This window comes from Pseudomonas sp. YNh (assembly GCF_037993085.1).
Classification (GTDB): domain Bacteria; phylum Pseudomonadota; class Gammaproteobacteria; order Pseudomonadales; family Pseudomonadaceae; genus Aquipseudomonas; species Aquipseudomonas putida.
Genome location: NZ_JBBMRJ010000002.1, coordinates 60,358 through 75,431, shown reverse-complemented (window position 1 = coordinate 75,431; position 15,074 = coordinate 60,358). Strand labels below are relative to the sequence as shown.

Sequence of the window (15,074 nt, the reverse complement as noted above, 5' to 3'; positions counted from 1 at the left end):
CCCCTTCGCGGGCACGCCCGCTACCACAGGTACAGCGCAGCCATTGAGGGTAGCGATGATCCTGTGGGAGCGGGCGTGCACGCGAAGAGGGCGACACAGCCCTGGATTTCTCCTCAATCGCTGAGGATGCTCGACCACCGGCTTTTCATGCCGCCGGACAAAGCAGGCATAATACCGTGCCTTCTACACTCAAGCGCATTTTCACAGATTGCCGGACGCCCCTTTGACGCAGGCCCATGCCCCCAACGTTTCGCCCCGCCCCTCGGCCTGCCCGGGGTTGTGGCGCATTGTCAGTGCCCGTGATGGCGGCATCTGCCGCATCAAGCTGCCGGGCGGCCTGCTGCTGGCCGACCAGGCCGAAGCGGTGGCGACGGCGGCCGAGCGCTTCGCCGGCGGCGTGATCGAGGCCACCAACCGTGGCAATTTGCAGATTCGCGGCATTGGCAACGAGCATCGGGCCCTGGTCGAGACCCTGCTCGCCGCTGGCCTGGGTCCGCGCGACGCGGCCGGTGACGATGTGCGCAACCTGATGCTCAGCCCGCTGGCCGGGCATGACCCGGCGATGCTGCTGGACGCACGGCCCTTGGCAGGTCAGATCCTCGACTTGTTGGAAGGCACCCCGCGCTTTCACCAGTTGTCGGCCAAGTTTGCCGTGCAGCTGGATGCCGGCGAACGCCTGGCCATGCTCCGACACCCCCATGACCTGTGGCTATCGGCCCTGCGTCTGGAGCAGCAGACCTGGCTGGCGTTCGGCCTGGCGGGCTGCCCGGCGGACGGCCAGGTGCTCGGCGCCGTGCCGCTGGCGCAGGGCCTGGCGCTGGTGCGTGCGGTGCTGGAGCGCTTTCTCGACCTGGCAACCCCGATGCAATCGCGCATGCGCCAGCTGCTCGAGGTGTGCCCGGCAAGCGATTTCGTCGATGGGCTCGGCCTGGGCATCCGCCGCGATGCCGCCGTGCTTGCCTGGCGCCGTGAACATCACCGCGCCTCCTGGCTGGGCACGCTGCCACAGGCAGATGGCGTTGCCCTTGGCGTCGCCCCGCCGCAAGGCCGCCTGACCCCGGCCATGCTGCGCGGCGCCGCGCAGGTTGCCCGTGAGCGGGGCGATGGCAGCTTGCATCTCAGCCCCTGGCAAAGCCTGGTGCTGACCAACCTGCAAGCCGACTCCATCGACCAGGCCCAGGCTGATCTCTCGGCCCTGGGCCTGCTGTGCCACGACCACGAGCCGCTGGCGCGTATCAGCGCCTGTACGGGTGCCAGCGGCTGCGCCAAGGCCCTTGGCGAAACCAAGGCCGACGCCGTTGCCCTTGCCGCGCTGCTGGGCCCTGGCGTGCCTGCCAGCGTGCACTTGTCTGGCTGCCCCCGTTCCTGCGCCGTGGCCCATGTTGCCCCGGCCACCCTGCTGGCCCGCTCGCCGGGCCGATATGACCTCTATCTGCGTGACGCGCGCCAGCCGGGCTTCGGCGCCCTGCGCGCCACCGACCTTACCTTGAATGAAGCAGGCGCCATGCTCGACCTGCCGACGGAGCACCTTGATGATTGACTACATCCGCGATGGTCAGGAGATCTATCGCAATTCCTTCCGGATCATCCGTGAGGAAGCCCGACTCGAGCGGATCCCCGCAGACCTCGAAAAGCTCGCCGTACGCGTGATCCACGCCTGTGGCATGGTCGATGCCATCGATGGCCTGCAGTTCTCCGAAGGTGCCGGCCGGGCCGGGCGCGAGGCGCTGCTCAACGGCGCGCCAATCCTGTGCGATGCGCACATGGTCGCAGAAGGCATCACCCGGGCCCGCCTGCCAGCCGACAACAAAGTCATCTGCACCCTGCGCGACCCAAGCGTACCGGGCCTGGCCAAGGACGCCGGCAACACCCGTTCTGCCGTAGCCCTTGAGCTGTGGCGCCCGTACCTGGAAGGCAGTGTGGTGGTGATCGGCAATGCGCCCACCGCCCTGTTCTACCTGCTGGAGATGATTGACGCCGGTGCACCCAAGCCGGCGCTGATCCTCGGCTTCCCGGTAGGTTTCGTCGGTGCTGCCGAGTCCAAGGCGATGCTCGCCGCCGACAGCCGTGGTGTGCCGTTCGTGATCATGCAAGGCCGCCTGGGCGGCAGCGCGATGGCCGCCGCCGCGGTCAACGCCCTGGCCACGGAGGTGGAGTGATGGCGCCGCGTGGACGTCTGCTTGGCCTGGGCGTGGGCCCGGGCGACCCTGAACTGATCACCCTCAAGGCCCTGCGCCTGCTGCGCGAAGCGCCAGTGGTCGGCTACTTCGTGGCCAAGGGCAAGCGTGGCAATGCCTTCGGCATCATCGAGGCACACTTGCAAGCGCAGCAGACGCTGTTGCCGCTGGTGTACCCGGTCACCACCGAAGCCCTGCCGGCGCCGCTGTCCTACGAGCAGGTGATCAGCGACTTCTACGACGAAGCCAGCGTGCAGGTGGCCGAGCACCTGGATGCCGGTCGCGACGTGGCGGTGATCTGCGAAGGTGACCCGTTCTTCTACGGGTCCTACATGTACCTGCACGACCGCCTGGCGCAGCGCTATGAGGCTGAAGTGATCCCTGGCGTGTGCTCGATGCTCGGTGGCGCCTCGGTGCTGGGTGCGCCGCTGGTGTACCGCAACCAGAGCCTCTCGGTCTTGTCTGGCGTGTTGCCCGCCGAGGAGCTCAAGCGTCGCCTGGCCGACGCCGATGCAGCAGTGATCATGAAGCTTGGGCGCAACTTCCCGAAAGTACGCGAAGTACTGACCGAACTGGGCCTGGACGGGCGCGCGCTGTATGTGGAGCGGGCCACCATGGCCAACCAGAAGATCGTGCCGCTGGATCAGGTTGATCCACAGTCGTCGCCGTACTTCTCGCTGATCATCGTGCCGGGGGAAAAATGGCAGGGCTGAACATCCACAAGGCGCCGGCGATCATCATTCTTGGCCCGGGCAGCCTGGCGACGGCGCAGCGTATCCAGCACTGTTATCCACAGGCCACGATTCATGGCCTGGAGGGGCGTGTCGAGGGTGCAGACCAATCGTACAGCACGTTCGGCGACACCCTGCGCGGGTTGTATCAGCAGGATACGCCGATCATCGCCCTGTGCGCTGCGGGCATTGTCATCCGTAGCCTGGCCAGCCTGCTCAGCGAGAAGGGCAGCGAGCCGCCGGTTCTGGCCGTGGCCGAAGATGGCAGTGCGGTGGTGCCGCTGCTCGGTGGCCTGGCTGGCGTGAATGTGATGGCACGCGAAATCGCAGAGGTTCTGGGCGTTGCTGCTGCGATCACCACCAGTGGCGAGCTGCGTTTCGGCACTTGCCTGCTGAACCCGCCGCAGGGTTATGCACTGGCGGATATCGAGCAAGGCAAGCGCTTTGTCTCTGATTTGCTGGCCGGCGAGGCGGTGCGCGTCGAAGGCGATGCACCTTGGCTGGAGCAGGCGCAGCTCCCCGCCAGCGAGAGCGCCCGGCGCACCATCCATGTCGGCCATCAGGCACGCCCGAGCAGCCGTGATGAGCTGCTGATCCACCCGCGTTCGGTGGTGGTGGGCGTCGATACCGCCGACCTGCAACGCATCCGCGCCGCGCTGCAGGCGGCGGGTATCGCCGAACAATCGCTGGCTTGCCTGCTGGCTGGCGAGCACGCCATGGCTGATGCAGCCCTGCACGAGGCCGCGCAGGCCCTTGGCGTGGCGCTGCGTTTTGCGGCCAAGCCTGGCGACCTGCGAGGCATGCTGGCCCAGGCGCTGCCCGGCGCCGAGCTGATCGAGCAGGCGGATACCGTCATCGCCGTGGCCCCGGCGCCGGTGGATGCCGCGCAGGTCGGCCGCCGTCGTGGCCGGCTGGCGGTGATCGGCCTCGGCCCCGGCGCTGCCGAGCTAATGGTGCCGGCGGTCAAGGCCGAACTTGCACGCGCCGAGGACATCCTCGGCTACGAAACCTACGTGCGCATGGCCGGGCCGTTCCGTGACGATCAGGTGATGCACTGCACCGACAACCGTGAAGAGATGCAGCGCGCCCGGCATGCCTTCGAGCTGGCGGCACAAGGCCGTTCGGTGGTGGTGGTCTCGTCGGGCGACCCAGGCGTGTTCGCCATGGCCGCTGCAGTGCTCGAAGCGCTGCACGAATCCAGCGACCCCGCCTGGCATCGCGTCGACCTCGAGATCCTGCCAGGGGTGTCGGCCTCGCTCGCTACCGCTGCGCAGGCGGGGGCACCGCTGGGCCATGACTTCTGTGTGATGTCGTTGTCGGACAATCTCAAGCCCTGGTCGATCATTGAAAAGCGCCTGGACCTGGCGGCCCAGGCTGACCTGGTGCTGGCCTTCTACAACCCGATTTCCAAATCCAGGCCGCACCAGCTCGGGGTGGCCCTGGAAGTTGTGCGTCGCCACCGCGAGGGGAACACGGCTGTAGTCCTTGGGCGCGACATCGGTAGGCCGGGGCAGACGCTTAAGGTAGTCACCTTGGCCGAGCTGCTGCCGGAAATGGTCGATATGCGCACCATGGTTCTGGTTGGCTCCTCTACAACCTGTGTATTCCCTCGCCTGTCGGGTGGGGTGTGGGCCTACACGCCGCGTTGGTACCCCACCGCCAACTAGTTGCGTCGGAAACTCTTCAGCGCGCTTTGTGGCCAGCGCGCTGGCTAAGGTGATTGCCCCTGACTCAAGGGGCAACCATCAAGGAGTTTCCAATGTCCGATGCAACCCAAATCACCACCACCGATGCCGCCATCCTGGTAGACGGCAACCTGCTTGCCTTCGGCGCGGGCATGTCTGCGCAAAGCCGTCATGATGTGAAGAATGCCTTCCACTTCGCCACGTTGGTCGCCGACAAAGCTTTTGACGCCGAAAAGCAGAGCCGGGAGTGGTACGACAAATTCATCGATGTCATGCGAGACCTTGGCTTTACCATCCCACGCCGTACCTTCGAACTTGAAACCTCGGTGGAACTGTCCGTCACCGTAGGCGCCGTGGCCATCCGCGCGATAGGTGTGGTCGGCAATGCGATGCTGGGCGGCACCAAGCTGGGTGAAGTGGCAAAGCGGGCGTTTGACAAAATGACCACAGTCGAAAACGACGCCAAGGTGCTCCACCACAAGCGCAAGAACAAAGCCAGGGGCCTGGTCGGCCTGGCCGCCTGCATTGAAACCCAAGAAAACGATGTGGTCATGGTGGTGAGCTGCATCCAGGCATCTGCCCCAGCACTGGACGACGATGTGCTCGGCATCCAGTGGAAGCTGGACAGGTCCGCTTACTACGCCGGCACGGCAGTGCTCACCCTCAATAACTTTGTCTACGACAAAGTCCGCGAAACCGTAGAAAACAAACTCGGCGTGCGCAGTGTCGAGAACGTGCTCGAGTACGACATCTGATTGCTCGGCGGCGTAGTCGCAACGCCGCCTTGTTCGGTTCTTTGTGACGAGGTAACACGATGGATAGAGCAGCTGAGCAACTGATGTTGATTGGCGGAACAGCATTGTTGTATTCGCCAGGCGCAGTCGAGGCACAACGCCAGGCCGCTTTCGATTCAGTCCTGTACGCGCAGTTGGTAGCCAACAAGCACGCCGGTTCACGCGTGGACAATTATGAAAACTGGTATGCCGCGTATCGGGAGGCCTACCGCCAACTGGGCTGGATCAAGCTGGCCAGTACCCATGACCTGAAACCGTTGGGGCGACCTGTGCGCAACGCGCATATACAGCCACTTGAAGCGTGGCTGAAGATGCGTTCGCTGCGCCATGAGGCCGTGCTGGCGGCGATAAAGACGGGCCTTGGCCAGTCTGCTGAAGGCTTCCGGCACTTGCTGAGTTTCTGCGCGCATGATCAGGCGCAGTGCTGCACCCTGGTCATCGAACTTGGCGTACTCAAGCCGGGCCCGGCGCTGGACTTGTGCAGCATCTCGCTGCAAATCGACAAGCCACTCTCGCTAGTTTCGCTGGAGACATTTCTGGGCGAACAAGTACTTGAGGGCGAGGCCGAGTTCAACGGCGTTTCTCTGGCATTGGATGAAGGACGCTTCCAACGCCAGCGTGATGAATTGCAGGCCTTGATGAAAACCAAGGATGCACAGGTCGTTTACCGGTTCGACCCTTACGCACAACCTACAGGAGCAGCATCATGAGTGAAGCCACATCTGCCGTGATCGGCGCTGGGATTGTTTCGTTCTTGCCGGGCGTCGACGCTGCGCAGAAAAACAAGGTGAAGCTGGCCTTGGCAATGGCCGAAAGAGCCACCGAGGCCGCTTTCAAAGAGGGGCTGATTAAAGACTGGTTCGCTTATTACCGTAACCAGCTCAAATTCATGGGGTGGGATGCGGTAACGGCTGAGCAGATCCATTGGCCGGACAAGACGCGTACGCAACAGACGGATCAGGTGCTGCAGACCCTGTCCAAAACTGCCGGGGACAGCTTTGCGTCGTCGGTCAAAGTGTCCATTCAAGCGTTGCTGACCAAGCCGTCGGTGCTGAAGGAACTTGAGAAAAAGGCATTCGAGATGCAGCACTTTCAAGTGTTGGCCTGTGCGCCGGCCGGTAATAACCGTGTCGACATGGTGATTTACCACGAAACGGACAAGCAGTCTGTTTTCAGTGCAGGGTTCATCAGCCGCAAGCGCAGTTACAAGAATGTGCGTGCGGAGCTGGTCCGGTTCAATATTCTGGCCTTCGAGAACAGCGTAATGCCAAAAGTGCAGGAAAGCGTCGTCAAGGTATCCCTGGCGCGCATTCATGACTATGCCATCTAAGGCACCAGGTACCCTTTGATCCCTGTAAAAATGATCTGCGCCGCCAGGGCACAGACGAACAGCCCCATCAGACGGCTGACGATCTGCAGGCCCTGGTCGCCCAGGATCCGCTCGATACCGTGGGACAGGTAAAGCACCAGGCCGACAGTGAAACTGGCCAGCGCGATACTGACGATGGCCAGCAGTTTGTCGTCCCAGTGCGGCTGGCTCACACCCATCACCAGCAGGGCCCCGATGGTGCCGGGACCAACCGTCAGCGGAATGGTCAGTGGCACGATGGTCACATCCTGCTGCACGTTGTCGGCCTGCACCGCTGGCTTGCCCTGGGCCATACCCAATGCCGAGATGAACAGCACGCTGCCCGCACCGATGCGGAAGGCGTCGGCGGTGATGCCGAAAATGCCGAAGATCACCCGACCGAACAGGTACAGCAGCACGCTGGCGAGCAGGGCTGCGAAGGCTACCTTCCAGGCCAGTTGCTTGCGTTCCTTGCTGGAGTGGCCGCGGGTCAGGCTGATGAAGCACGACAGCACGAAGAACGGGCTGTAGAGCACAAGCATTTTCAGGTAGACGCTGAACAACTCATGGAGCATGGGGTAGCCCCTTGCAGGGAAGTTGACGGGAAGTGTATCAGCAGCATTGTGGTTGTCTTCACTGGCCTCATCGCCGGCAAGCCAGCTCCCACAGGTACTGCACATGGCTTGAGAACGATGCGATCGAGGTGGGAGCTGGCTTGCCGGCGATGAGGCCAGTACAGGCACTACAGATCAGGAAGTATGCGCCGGGTCTACCTTGGCTTCCCGGTGATTGGCCCAGTACTGGATCAGCTCGCGCAACTGCGACAGCTCGACCGGCTTGGCCATGTGGCCGTCCATGCCCGCCAGACGGGCGCGTTCCTTGTGTTCTGTAAGAATGTGCGCGGTCAGTGCCACCACCGGGGTGCGCTGGCGCTGGTTGGCGGTTTCCCAGGCGCGCAGCTGCTGGGTGGCCGAGAAACCGTCCAGAATCGGCATTTCGCAGTCCATCAGCACCAGGTCATAGCGCTGGTTTTTCATCGCCTGCAGGGCCTCTTCGCCATTGCACGCGGTGTCCGGCTCAAGGTTCAGCTTGCCAAGCATGCCGCGTATCACCTTGGTGGAAATGCTGTTGTCTTCGGCAACCAGCACGCGGAAGTCGCCGGGCAGGTCCAGTGCCTGCGGGACACCGGGCAGGCTGGCCGGCACTGCCTGATCGCGGCCGCGTTGGGCCAGTTCTTCGGCCAGGGTGGTTTTCAGCGTGTAGCCGGCCACCGGCTTGGCAAGTATCCGCTTCACCCCGGCATTGCGTGCGATGACCTTGCTCGGCGCATTGCTGATGCCGGTGAGCATCACCACCAGGATGTCGTGGTTCAGGCTCGGGTCTTCCTTGATCTTGGCGGCCAGCTGCATGCCGGTCATGCCGGGCATGTTCTGGTCCAGCAGCACCGCGTCGAAGTAGTCGCGCAGGTGGGCCTTGGTGCGCAGAAGGGCCAGGGCTTCCTTGCCTGATGGCACTGCGCTGACGTTCATGCCCCACGCGCTGCATTGTTGCACCAGCACCTTGCGGCAGGTGTCATTGTCGTCCACCACCAGCACGCGGGCATCGCGCAGCGGGCTGTCGAGGTCGGTCGGTGGCTGTTCCAGGCGAGAAGGGTCCAGCGGCAGGGTCAACCACAGGGTGTTGCCCATGCCGGTGCTGCTCTTGATGCCGAACTCGCCCTGCATCAGGCCGATCAGCTGTTTGGCGATGACCAACCCAAGGTGGCCACCCAGCTTGTTGCTGGACAGGAAGTGGTGGCTGTGCAACTCGGCCTGCAACAAGGCTTCACGGTCTGCGGCGGCCAACGGCTCGCCGCTGTCCTGCACGGCGATGCGCAGGCGCGGTAGCTCACCCCGTTGGTCCAGTGCCACGACCAGCAGGATCTCGCCCTGGTCGGTGTTTTTCAGGGCGTTTTCCAGCAGGCTCGACAAGGCTTGGCGCAGGCGTGTCGGGTCGCCGCTGATCACCCGCGGTACTTGCGGCTGGGTAAAGCTGATCAGCTCGATGTTCTGCTGTTCGGCCTTGGCGCGGAAGATGTTCAGGCAGTCCTCGATCAGCGCGTTGAGGTCGAACTGCACGTCATCCAGTTCGATCTGCCGGGACTCCAGCTTGGAAATGTCGAGAATCTCGTTGATCAGCGTCAGCAGCTCGTTGCCGGCGCTGTGGATGGTCTGCACGTAGTCACGTTGTTTGACGGACAGCGGTGTGCCCAGCAGCAGCTCGGTCATGCCCAGCACGCCGTTCATGGGGGTGCGGATTTCGTGGCTGATCTTGGCCAGGAACTCGGCCTTGGCGTTTATTTCGGCATCGCTGGCGGCCAGGGCGCGGCTGGCGCTGAAGCGCTCCTCGCTCATGCGGCGCAGGCGCTCGCTGACTGCCAGGTTGAGCAGCAGGCCGCTGGCAACGGCCAGCCCCAGTAGCACGCACAGCAGCCAGGGCGTCGAGGTGCGGGTCAGGCCCAGCAGTGCTGGCAGCAGCACCAGGCCGCCCAGGTTGAACACCACCATGGCCAGGCTGAACAGGCGCCCAGGCGCGTAACCCCGGTACCAGTGGTAGCTGCTGACCAGCAGCATGCTCACGCTGCCCAAGGCCATCAGGGCGTAGGTCATCAGGTTGAGGGGCAGGGTGTCGACAAACAACAGCACCAGCCCGCTGACCCCCACCACCAGCATTTCGCCCTGCAGCAGGCGGTTAAGCCGGGGTGAGTTGCACGGGTTGAAGAAGTGTTGGGTGAAATACAGCCCCGCCAGGCCGGCCAGGACCAGTGTCAGGTAGGCGGCCGGGGTTTGTGCGTTGTGCCAGACGTGCCACCAGGGGCCGCTGAGGTTCAGCAGGATCAGGCCGCTGAGCAGCATCAGGCCGTGGTATAGCGCAAGGATCAGGGTGGTGGTCGAGCGGCTGTAGAGGAAGCGGATCAGGTTGTGCAGGATCAACATGACCAGGCCGCCGAACAGCATGCCGAACAGCAGTGGCTGGCTCTGGTCCGAGGCGGCTACGGCCGCAGGTTCCAGGCTGATGGCTGGGCGCAACTGGTGCTCGGAGACCAGGCGCAGGTAGATATCCAGCGGTTGCTTGCTGTTGGGCAGGGGCAGTACATGGTCGCTGCCACGCAGGGTCGGGCTGGCATTGCCGGCCTGGCGCCCGTGGTGCAGCTGACGCAGAAGTTGGTCGCCTTCGAGGGCGTAGAGATCAAGGCCAGACAGGTCGGGGGCGAATACCCGTAGCAGTTGCTCCTGGTCGCCTGGTTCCAGGCGGTAGTGCAGCCACAAGGCCTGTTCCGGCGGGGCGGCATCCAGCTCGGTAAGCACCAGCGGGCTGAACTGGTTGCGGTAGCGCTCCGAGCGTACATCGCTCAGTTGCAGGTTGGCCTGTTCGTCGAGCAAAACGGTCCAGCCTCCGTCATGTTCGGCTGCAGCCGGGAACATGCAGAGCAAGGTCAACAAGGTGACGATCAGAGCTGAGGCAATCCGAAGCCGACGCACTACGAAATCCCTTCTTAGCCGATGTGCCGGGTACTAACTATGCGCGGCGCGCCAAGTCGAAGGCAAGGCCCGTGCCGGGCCTTGTCGACGAGCCGGATGCCGTGCGCCGGGCGGTGGACAGCCCTGGGCGGCACGGCGCTCCGGTAGTGCTTACTGCTGGTGCTCACCGCGCTCTCGGGCGATGGCCCGGTAGCCGATGTCAGTGCGGTAGAAGCTACCGTTCCAGCTTACTTCCCTGGCCAGGCGGTAAGCCTGCTGCTGCGCATCGGCAACCGTGCTGCCCATTGCCGTGGCGCACAGCACGCGCCCGCCATTGGTGGCCACTTGGCCGTCCTTGAGCGAAGTACCGGCATGGAATACCTTGCCTTCGATCTTGGCTGCTGCGTCCAGGCCACTGATCACGTCGCCCTTGGCGTAGTCGCCCGGGTAACCGCCAGCCGCCAGCACAACGCCCAGGCTCGGACGTGGGTCCCACTGGGCTTCGACCTTGTCCAGCGCCTTGGCGAAGGCGGCTTCGATCAGCAGCACCAGGCTCGACTCCAGGCGCAGCATGACTGGCTGGGTCTCTGGGTCGCCGAAGCGGCAGTTGAACTCGATGACCTTGGGGTTGCCTGCCTTGTCGATCATCAGGCCAGCATAGAGGAAGCCGGTGTAGACGTTGCCTTCCTCGGCCATGCCGCGCACGGTTGGCCAGATTACCTGGTCCATCACGCGCTGGTGCACGTCGTCGGTAACGACCGGGGCAGGGGAGTAGGCACCCATGCCGCCCGTGTTCGGGCCGGTGTCCTGGTCGCCGACGCGCTTGTGGTCCTGGCTGGTGGCCATGGGCAGCACGTTGTGGCCGTCGACCATGACGATGAAGCTGGCTTCTTCGCCGTCGAGGAACTCTTCGATCACCACACGCGAACCGGCTTCACCGAAAGCGTTGCCGGCCAGCATGTCACGCACGGCGGCTTCGGCTTCTTCGAGGGTCATGGCGACGATCACGCCTTTGCCCGCAGCCAGGCCGTCGGCCTTGATCACGATCGGCGCACCTTTTTCCTGCAGGTAGGCCAGCGCCGGCTCGATTTCGGTGAAGTTCTGGTAGTCGGCGGTCGGGATCTTGTGACGCGCCAGGAAGTCCTTGGTGAAGGCCTTGGAGCCTTCCAGCTGGGCCGCACCCTTGGTTGGGCCGAAGCAGTCCAGGCCACGGCTGCGGAACAGGTCGACCACACCGATGACCAGCGGTGCTTCCGGGCCGACGATGGTCAGGTCGACGTTCTTCTCGGCGAAGTCGGCCAGTTGTTCCAGAGCGCACACGTCGATGGCGACGTTCTCGCACTTGGCTTCAATGGCGGTACCCGCGTTGCCAGGGGCAACGAAGACTTTCTCGACGCGTGGGTCCTGGGCAACTTTCCAGGCCAGGGCGTGCTCACGGCCGCCGCTGCCGATGATCAAAACTTTCATGTCAAAACCTCGAATTCTTTCGGGCGCGAAGCGAAGCCTCACGCTGTACGAGGTCGCAATGAAGCAGGTAGATGCAAGGCGGTGCCGGTTCCGATGAGCGGAGTTGCCTTCTGGCAATGAGCATCAGCGGAACCGGCCCCAACGCAGCAGATGCCTGCTTCAGTGCGGCCGATTGCCGTAAATCAGTGGCGGAAGTGGCGCATACCGGTGAATACCATCGCGATACCTGCCTCATCGGCAGCGGCAATGACCTCGGCATCACGCATCGAGCCACCCGGCTGGATCACGGCGCTGATACCCACTTTAGCCGCATTGTCGATGCCATCACGGAACGGGAAGAACGCATCCGATGCCATGACTGCGCCTTGCACTTGCAGGCCAGCATGCTCGGCCTTGATTGCAGCAATGCGGGCGGAGTTGACGCGGCTCATCTGGCCAGCGCCGACGCCGATGGTCTGGCGCTGCTTGGCGTAGACAATGGCGTTGGACTTGACGAACTTGGCCACTTTCCAGGCAAACACCAGGTCGTGGACTTCTTGCTCGGTCGGGGCACGCTTGGTGACGATCTTCAGGTCGTCTGCGGTGATCATGCCGATATCGCGGCTTTGCACCAGCAGGCCACCGTTGACGCGCTTGAAGTCCCAACCGGCAGCGCGCTCAGCTGGCCACTCGCCGCACTCCAGCAGGCGTACGTTCTGCTTGGCAGCTACCACGTCGCGGGCAGCCTGGGAAATTTTCGGGGCGATGATCACTTCGACGAACTGGCGCTCGACGATGGCCTTGGCGGTTTCGCCGTCCAGTTCGCGGTTGAAGGCAATGATGCCGCCGAAGGCCGACTCGGTGTCGGTGGCGTAGGCCAGGTCGTAGGCCTTGCGGATGCCGCCTTCGTCTTCAGGCACAACGGCCACGCCGCACGGGTTGGCGTGCTTGACGATGACACAGGCGGGCTTGACGAAGCTCTTCACGCACTCCAGCGCGGCGTCGGTGTCGGCCACGTTGTTGAACGACAGTTCCTTGCCCTGCAGCTGGGTGGCGGTGGAAATGCTGGCTTCGCCTTTTTTGGCTTCTACGTAGAACGCCGCGCTCTGGTGCGGGTTCTCGCCGTAGCGCATTTCCTGGGCCTTGACGAACTGGCTGTTGAAGGTGCGCGGGAATTCGCTGCGTGCGGAAGTCGAAAGGGTGTCCTTGGCCTGGTCGATGGTGCCCATGTAGTTGGCGATCATGCCGTCGTAGGCAGCAGTGTGCTCGAACGCCTTGAGCATCAGGTCGAAGCGCTGGGCGTAGGTCAGGCCGCCGGCCTTGAGGCCGTCGACGATGCCGGCGTAGTCGCTGGCGTTGACCACGATGGCGACGTCTTTGTGGTTCTTGGCTGCCGAACGGACCATGGTCGGGCCGCCGATGTCGATGTTCTCGATGGCGGTCGGCAGGTCACAGCCAGGCTTGGAAATGGTGGCTTCGAACGGGTACAGGTTGACCGCAACCAGGTCGATCGGCTTGATGCCGTGCTCGTTCATGATGGCGTCGTCGGTGCCGCGACGGCCGAGGATGCCGCCGTGGATTTTCGGGTGCAGGGTCTTGACCCGGCCATCCATCATTTCGGCAAAGCCGGTGTAGTCGGCCACTTCCACCGCGTTCACGCCGTTGTCCTTGAGCAGCTTGTAGGTGCCGCCGGTGGACAGGATCTCGACACCGAGCTGCTGCAGCTCACGGGCGAATTCGAGGATACCGGTCTTGTCGGAGACGCTGATCAGGGCGCGGCGGACTGGCAGGCGGGTAGTCTGGTCGGTCATTTCGGGTTCCAATAACGCGGTGGAGTCTGCAAAAAAGGCGCCTCTGTTCAGGGAGCCGCCTTTTCTGGTTGGGATTCTGGCTTACAGCAAGTCGTACTGCTTGAGCTTCTTGCGCAGGGTGCCTCGGTTCAGCCCGAGCATCTCGCTGGCCTTGGTCTGGTTGCCCTTCACGTAGTTCATCACGCTTTCGAGCAGTGGCGCCTCCACTTCGGAGAGCACCAGGTTGTACACGTCCGTCACGGTCGCGCCTTCCAGGTGGGCGAAGTAGTTGTGCAGCGCCTTCTCGACGCTGTCGCGAAGGGTCTGGCCCTCTTCGCTCGGCGTGTTGAGGTGCTGTTTCAGGTTGGCGTTGTCGCTCACGGGCGTTGTTCCACTCACAAAATTCTCGGTCATCATCGTCATGCGGCCACCCCTTGTCCGTCCTCTGTCTCAAGGCTCTGTCGACGCTCGCTGAAAAACGCACGAACGTTGGCGCACTGCGCTTGTGTGTCTTCCAAAGCGTTGAACCGGGAGCGAAACTCCTTGCCGCCGGGTCGTGTTGCCAGGTACCAGCCCACGTGCTTGCGGGCGATACGTACGCCCATCACATCGCCATAAAAGGCATGCAACGCGGCCAGGTGCTCCAGCAGGATGCGTTCCACTTCGTCCAGTTGCGGCGCTGGCAGGTATTCGCCAGTGCGCAGGTAATGCTCGATCTCGCGAAAGATCCATGGCCGCCCCTGGGCAGCCCGGCCGATCAACAGGCCGTCGACCCCGGTGGCATCCAGCACCGCCCGGGCCTTTTCTGGCGAAGTGATATCGCCGTTGGCAAAAACCGGGATAGACACCGCTTGCTTGATGGCCGCGATGGTGTCGTATTCGGCTTCGCCCGTGTACAGGTCGGCGCGTGTGCGGCCATGCACCGCCAGCGCCTGGATGCCGGCCTGTTCGGCGATCTTCGCCACGTTCAGGCCGTTCTTGTTTGCCCGGTCCCAACCGGTGCGGATCTTCAGGGTCACCGGGACGTCCACAGCGCCGACCACGGCGTGGAGGATCTCGCTGACCAAGGCTTCATCTCTCAATAAAGCAGAGCCTGCAGCTTTGTTGCAGACTTTTTTTGCCGGGCAGCCCATGTTGATGTCGATGATCTGGGCACCCGCTTCGACGTTGGCCTTTGCTGCCGCAGCCATCATCTGTGCATCACCACCGGCGATCTGCACCGAGCGGGGCTCGGGATCACCTTCATGGATGCGGCGCAGGCTCGACTTGCGGCTGTTCCACAGGCTCATGTCGCTGGAGACCATCTCCGACACCACCATGCCCGCGCCCAGGCGCTTGCAAAGTGTACGGAAAGGCTGGTCCGTGACCCCGGCCATGGGCGCGAGGATCAGGTTGTTACGTAGTGTGTATGGGCCGATGCGTACCGCCGACATAGGTGATCCCTGTTGTGGGGCCGAATCTTGGAGTTCGAAAAAGGGTGGGCATGATACCCGCTCTCGGTGACCGGATAAAGATGGATTTGGATAAAATCTGAACAGTTGTCGGCTTATGACTTTTGGTATGAGCCAAGACCCGGGTATCGCGCGGACCCCTGTGGGAGCAG

The 15,074-nt window shown here is 63.3% G+C and carries 13 protein-coding genes; 7 read left to right on the top strand and 6 right to left on the bottom strand.

The genetic code is table 11. From position 1 onward, the window contains the following. The first annotated feature begins 208 nt into the window (after window positions 1–208). The 7 genes from cobG to WF331_RS02315 all read left to right on the top strand — a co-directional run bounded on the left by cobG (window position 209) and on the right by WF331_RS02315 (window position 6,717). Complete coding sequence (cobG, locus tag WF331_RS02345; RefSeq protein WP_197898555.1) at window positions 209–1,540, top strand: precorrin-3B synthase; 1,332 nt, start codon at window positions 209–211, stop codon at window positions 1,538–1,540. Continuing rightward, window positions 1,533–2,159 (top strand): precorrin-8X methylmutase, encoded by a 627-nt coding sequence (locus WF331_RS02340; RefSeq protein ID WP_016489386.1) that lies wholly within the window; start codon window positions 1,533–1,535, stop codon window positions 2,157–2,159. Before cobG ends, WF331_RS02340 begins: the two co-directional genes overlap by 8 nt. After that, complete coding sequence (locus WF331_RS02335) at window positions 2,159–2,890, top strand: precorrin-2 C(20)-methyltransferase (RefSeq protein ID WP_016501827.1); 732 nt, start codon at window positions 2,159–2,161, stop codon at window positions 2,888–2,890. Before WF331_RS02340 ends, WF331_RS02335 begins: the two co-directional genes overlap by 1 nt. After that, window positions 2,878–4,575: a precorrin-3B C(17)-methyltransferase gene (cobJ, locus tag WF331_RS02330; protein WP_340622624.1), complete on the top strand. Its 1,698-nt coding sequence runs from the start codon at window positions 2,878–2,880 to the stop codon at window positions 4,573–4,575. The genes WF331_RS02335 and cobJ overlap by 13 nt, the downstream gene beginning before the upstream one ends. Before the next feature lie 92 nt (window positions 4,576–4,667). After that, entirely contained in the window at window positions 4,668–5,348 is a 681-nt protein-coding gene (locus tag WF331_RS02325; protein WP_197898557.1) for a hypothetical protein, read from the top strand. Window positions 5,349–5,407: 59 nt separating this feature from the next. Next, window positions 5,408–6,097, top strand: a complete 690-nt coding sequence (locus tag WF331_RS02320) for a hypothetical protein (protein ID WP_340622623.1) — start codon at window positions 5,408–5,410, stop codon at window positions 6,095–6,097. Further along, the gene (locus WF331_RS02315) at window positions 6,094–6,717 is read left to right on the top strand and encodes a hypothetical protein (RefSeq protein ID WP_012053821.1); all 624 of its coding nucleotides are present in this window, start codon (window positions 6,094–6,096) and stop codon (window positions 6,715–6,717) included. Before WF331_RS02320 ends, WF331_RS02315 begins: the two co-directional genes overlap by 4 nt. Here WF331_RS02315 and WF331_RS02310 read toward each other — a convergent pair. From WF331_RS02310 to dusB, 6 genes are all read right to left on the bottom strand, one after another. Beyond that, window positions 6,714–7,310, bottom strand: coding sequence for a MarC family protein (locus tag WF331_RS02310; RefSeq protein WP_016501822.1), 597 nt, complete (start codon window positions 7,308–7,310; stop codon window positions 6,714–6,716). The two genes, WF331_RS02315 and WF331_RS02310, sit on opposite strands and share 4 nt — an antisense overlap. Before the next feature lie 174 nt (window positions 7,311–7,484). Beyond that, window positions 7,485–10,256, bottom strand: a complete 2,772-nt coding sequence (locus tag WF331_RS02305) for a hybrid sensor histidine kinase/response regulator (protein WP_016501821.1) — start codon at window positions 10,254–10,256, stop codon at window positions 7,485–7,487. Window positions 10,257–10,406: 150 nt separating this feature from the next. Further along, window positions 10,407–11,702: a phosphoribosylamine--glycine ligase gene (purD, locus tag WF331_RS02300; RefSeq protein ID WP_340622622.1), complete on the bottom strand. Its 1,296-nt coding sequence runs from the start codon at window positions 11,700–11,702 to the stop codon at window positions 10,407–10,409. A 182-nt stretch (window positions 11,703–11,884) separates the two neighbouring features. Further along, window positions 11,885–13,492 (bottom strand): bifunctional phosphoribosylaminoimidazolecarboxamide formyltransferase/IMP cyclohydrolase, encoded by a 1,608-nt coding sequence (gene purH / locus WF331_RS02295; RefSeq protein WP_197898559.1) that lies wholly within the window; start codon window positions 13,490–13,492, stop codon window positions 11,885–11,887. 81 nt (window positions 13,493–13,573) lie between these two features. Next, window positions 13,574–13,894 carry a DNA-binding transcriptional regulator Fis gene (gene fis / locus WF331_RS02290; protein WP_003249693.1) on the bottom strand — a complete coding sequence of 107 codons (321 nt, stop codon included), beginning with the start codon at window positions 13,892–13,894 and terminating at the stop codon, window positions 13,574–13,576. Continuing rightward, window positions 13,891–14,904: a tRNA dihydrouridine synthase DusB gene (gene dusB / locus WF331_RS02285; RefSeq protein ID WP_016501818.1), complete on the bottom strand. Its 1,014-nt coding sequence runs from the start codon at window positions 14,902–14,904 to the stop codon at window positions 13,891–13,893. The genes fis and dusB overlap by 4 nt, the downstream gene beginning before the upstream one ends. Window positions 14,905–15,074: the final 170 nt, after the last annotated feature.

Bases quoted from the DNA above. Each gene is read 5' to 3' on its own strand.
- WF331_RS02340 (WP_016489386.1), top strand. From the start codon at position 1,533: ATGATTGACTACATCCGCGATGGTCAGGAGATCTATCGCAATTCCTTC.
- WF331_RS02335 (WP_016501827.1), top strand. From the start codon at position 2,159: ATGGCGCCGCGTGGACGTCTGCTTGGCCTGGGCGTGGGCCCGGGCGAC.
- cobJ (WP_340622624.1), top strand. From the start codon at position 2,878: ATGGCAGGGCTGAACATCCACAAGGCGCCGGCGATCATCATTCTTGGC.
- WF331_RS02325 (WP_197898557.1), top strand. From the start codon at position 4,668: ATGTCCGATGCAACCCAAATCACCACCACCGATGCCGCCATCCTGGTA.
- WF331_RS02320 (WP_340622623.1), top strand. From the start codon at position 5,408: ATGGATAGAGCAGCTGAGCAACTGATGTTGATTGGCGGAACAGCATTG.
- WF331_RS02315 (WP_012053821.1), top strand. From the start codon at position 6,094: ATGAGTGAAGCCACATCTGCCGTGATCGGCGCTGGGATTGTTTCGTTC.
- WF331_RS02310 (WP_016501822.1), bottom strand. From the start codon at position 7,310: ATGCTCCATGAGTTGTTCAGCGTCTACCTGAAAATGCTTGTGCTCTAC.
- purD (WP_340622622.1), bottom strand. From the start codon at position 11,702: ATGAAAGTTTTGATCATCGGCAGCGGCGGCCGTGAGCACGCCCTGGCC.
- purH (WP_197898559.1), bottom strand. From the start codon at position 13,492: ATGACCGACCAGACTACCCGCCTGCCAGTCCGCCGCGCCCTGATCAGC.
- fis (WP_003249693.1), bottom strand. From the start codon at position 13,894: ATGACGATGATGACCGAGAATTTTGTGAGTGGAACAACGCCCGTGAGC.
- dusB (WP_016501818.1), bottom strand. From the start codon at position 14,904: ATGTCGGCGGTACGCATCGGCCCATACACACTACGTAACAACCTGATC.